The sequence below is a fragment of the Mycobacterium sp. genome (assembly GCF_032159565.1).
In the GTDB taxonomy this organism is placed as follows: Bacteria; Actinomycetota; Actinomycetes; order Mycobacteriales; family Mycobacteriaceae; genus Mycobacterium.
Map to the genome: position 1 here is coordinate 1 of NZ_JAVHWR010000133.1, position 3,126 is coordinate 3,126.

Annotated in this window: 4 protein-coding genes; all 4 read right to left on the minus strand. The window is 61.5% G+C overall.

The window, feature by feature from the left end; genetic code table 11:
• Window positions 1–11: 11 nt before the first annotated feature.
• The gene (locus QOC76_RS17825; RefSeq protein ID WP_526358727.1) at window positions 12–1,808 is read right to left on the minus strand and encodes an FAD-dependent oxidoreductase; all 1,797 of its coding nucleotides are present in this window, start codon (window positions 1,806–1,808) and stop codon (window positions 12–14) included.
• A gap of 137 nt (window positions 1,809–1,945) precedes the next feature.
• Window positions 1,946–2,278: a hypothetical protein gene (locus tag QOC76_RS17830; RefSeq protein ID WP_526358729.1), complete on the minus strand. Its 333-nt coding sequence runs from the start codon at window positions 2,276–2,278 to the stop codon at window positions 1,946–1,948.
• Complete coding sequence (locus tag QOC76_RS17835) at window positions 2,266–2,688, minus strand: hypothetical protein (RefSeq protein ID WP_526358731.1); 423 nt, start codon at window positions 2,686–2,688, stop codon at window positions 2,266–2,268. Before QOC76_RS17835 ends, QOC76_RS17830 begins: the two co-directional genes overlap by 13 nt.
• Window positions 2,685–3,126: Rv1363c family protein (locus QOC76_RS17840; protein WP_526358733.1), on the minus strand; the 442-nt coding region annotated here is incomplete at its 5' end. The genes QOC76_RS17840 and QOC76_RS17835, both read right to left, overlap by 4 nt.

Below are 3,126 nucleotides of genomic sequence, written 5' to 3' on the forward strand. Positions count from 1 at the left end.
TGACCGCGTGGTCATCGACCGTGGTGGATGTTGCCGGCTGAGAGGATGTGGTGAACGGCTGCAGCGATCGTGTCGGCCGGATTGGGCGGCACGTTGATGGCCCGAAACCCGACGTGGCCGTCGGGCCGAACGAGAACGATTCCTTTCGGGCCAACTTCTCGAAGTGCAATCCAATTATTGGTCGGATCGAAAGCATCTCCCCGCGGGCCGATCCGCACGGTTCGGATAGGCACGCCGGTGTCGGCGGAAACCTTCGCTACCGCATCCCGCCATTGTTGCGCTAGGGGCTCGTCGGACGTTAGCGCCAACATTCCGCCCATCGGTATCAGCTCGTGAGTTGAGCATCTGGTGCCCCGGTATTCGAGCCAGGTGTGCGGCAGACGACAGCCGGGGCGAGTCGTTGGCCGGTATTCGGAACCCATGGGGTCGCGCCACGGGCTGGGAGAGCCATCGTCGACGACCGCTCCCACCGGATAGTTGAAGCCCATCTCCATGTCATGGGCCTGATATTCGACTCGCTGCGTACGGAATACTTCCGCCAGGCGGGCCCGCTTTGACGCACCAGTTCGCGTGTCCGAGATGAGCTCGGCGATCGCGGCCTCATTCGCCTCGGGTGGAGCGGCGAGGTTAACGCCCATGGCCGACACGATCAAAAGGTGGTTGGTCAGGGAGAACATCGACCAACCAACATTTTCGGTGATGACGGGGCGGCGTTCATCCTCATAGGAGCTGAGGAGGCTCGGGGGCGCCAATCCCTTCAGAACGAGTGCAAGTTTCCAACTGATGTTGTGAGCGTCTTGGATTGCCGAGTTGAGTCCCAGCCCGGCGCCCGGGGTCTGCTTGTGTGCAGCATCGCCGAGCAGATGCACGCGGTCGAACGAGAAGCGGTCGGCGATCGTTGTTTCAAGGAGCCAATGGGTGACATTGTGTACTTGTAGCGGTACGTCGATCTTGAGGAACTCGCGGATGATGGGCACGATGGATTTCTCGTCGAGGTCGTCAGGATCGTCGGGGCTACGCATAAGCCCCAAACCCCATTCCTCGCTGTGCCCGTCCCAGCGGGTGGGGCCATATGCGATCAGGATGCAGGTGTACTTGCCTTGGGCGACCTGTCCCGGCGGGAAGATCACACGCATTACCGAGTCGCTGTCGGTGAGATAGCTCGACAGATCCGCAGAAAACCAGACGCTCACGAAGTCCGCCATTCCGGTCGGTCCCTGCATTGATACTCCGAGCTGCGGGCCGACTGTTCTTCCCCCGTCCGCGCCCAGCAGATATTGGCAGCGAACCTCGATATCTTCCTCGCCGAGGAGATCGCGGACTATAGCAATGACCCCGTTATCGTCCTGTGTGACCGACCGCAGCTCGTGCCGGAACAGAACCCCACCGGGGCGGCGCTGGTCAGCAATTTGTCGGATTATCGGCTCAAGCCGGAACTGCGGGATGTGTGTTGGTGGCCTGAATCCTTTCGCGTTATACATAGATGCTGTATCGCCGCCGCCCATAACGTCTGCCTCGGCTAGCACATTTCGGTCCAGAGGCCCATCCCCGCCCACAGAGGACAGCCACTTGATCGTGGCGTTGTTGGCACGCGGCGCCGACTTCGCATACACAGCATCGGCCATTCCATGCAGCGCGAAAATTTCCATCGTCCGCTGATTGAGATAATGCGCCTTCGGCAGCCTCGACGTACTGTCGTGACGCTCTATAAGCATGGCCTCGACGCCTAGATCGGCAAGGACCACCGAGGTTGTGAGTCCGGCACCCCCACCGCCAACGATGAGAACTTGGCTTTCGATTTGACGCATTCCTGGCAGTTCCTTTCATTCATTAACGGTCTTCCTAAGTTCTCGCGGCGCGCCAACGACAAACAGTTCTGTGCCCGCCGGAAGGCATTAACGGTGAGTGCGGGACAACTCCGCTGAACCGCCGTATGGGCGGCGCATCAGACCGGTTCGAACCCCGAGTCCAGCCAGCGCGTTCCGATCTTGTCAAGAGTCACCTTGACGCTGGAGGCGGTGTTGCCGGGCGGATCGGTGCCGATGATGATGGTTTGGTTAACGAAGACGAGGACCACCACCGCGTGGTTCTGGGTCGCCGATACCGCACCCACGGCCGGGACGGTAGCCACCGCGGAGATCTGTTTCTGCTTCGCACCGGGGATGACGACGTCATGGATCAGGGACACGTAGGAGTCCCGGAAGGTCCCGGTCAGACGGTCCTGCGCGCTGCTGAGGTCCTTCTCGACCGTATCGGGGCGGTAGCTCAGCAAGGCCACCGTGCCTCCTTGGCTACCTGAGTCGCTTCTAGCCCGGCAACCTGGTCATCGCGGGTCGACGAGTCTTCCCACTTGAGGTAACCGGCGGCCAGGGCGAGCAAGAGCGCCACTGCGGGCATTATTCCGAAGGCAAGGGCTCGCGACGCCCTCGTCTGCTTGGTCGCTCGTTTACGTTGGGTCAGCTGGATTTCGTCGGACTCGGCGTCCTTGGAGGTCGTGTCTTCGCCCCTGGGCGCATCCCTGCATTCCGCGGCATCGAGCTGGGGCAGCTTGCCTGTGTGGTCGTGGTGGGACCCGCTCTCCTCATCCATGCCTCGGGTCTTGATCCGCACGTCTGCTTCGATTGCTGTTGGCGCACTGTCCTGCTCGCGCAGGGGTCCCTCGTCGTGGTTCGCTAACTGCTTCCTCATGACACAAACTCGACGTTCGACGCCTTCGCACCGTCGCCGACCTTCTGCACGTCGATGCGCATCCGCCAGCCGCGTGGTTGCTGCTCGGCGTGGCCGGCGTCCGAGGTCTTTACTGTCACGGCGACCAACACCCGCGCCTCATTGCCCGATTCTGATTCCAGGCTCGCTCCTGCGACGGTGCCCGCCGTCTTGGACTCGGCCTGCTTGACAGTCTCAATAAAGGGCTGCGAACGCTTCTGAAAGTTGTCATAAAAAGCGCCGGTCGACGAGTCCAGGATGCGCGGCACGTCGGTGTCCACCTCCTGGAAGTAGATCGTGGTCAGGTTGATTGCAGCCTGGCGCCCCACTTCGACGAAAAGCTCCCGCTGTGCTTTGGCGTGGCGTGACTCATGAGTCCGATAGCCCAGCCAGCCGATCAGCCCTGCCAGAGCCAGCACC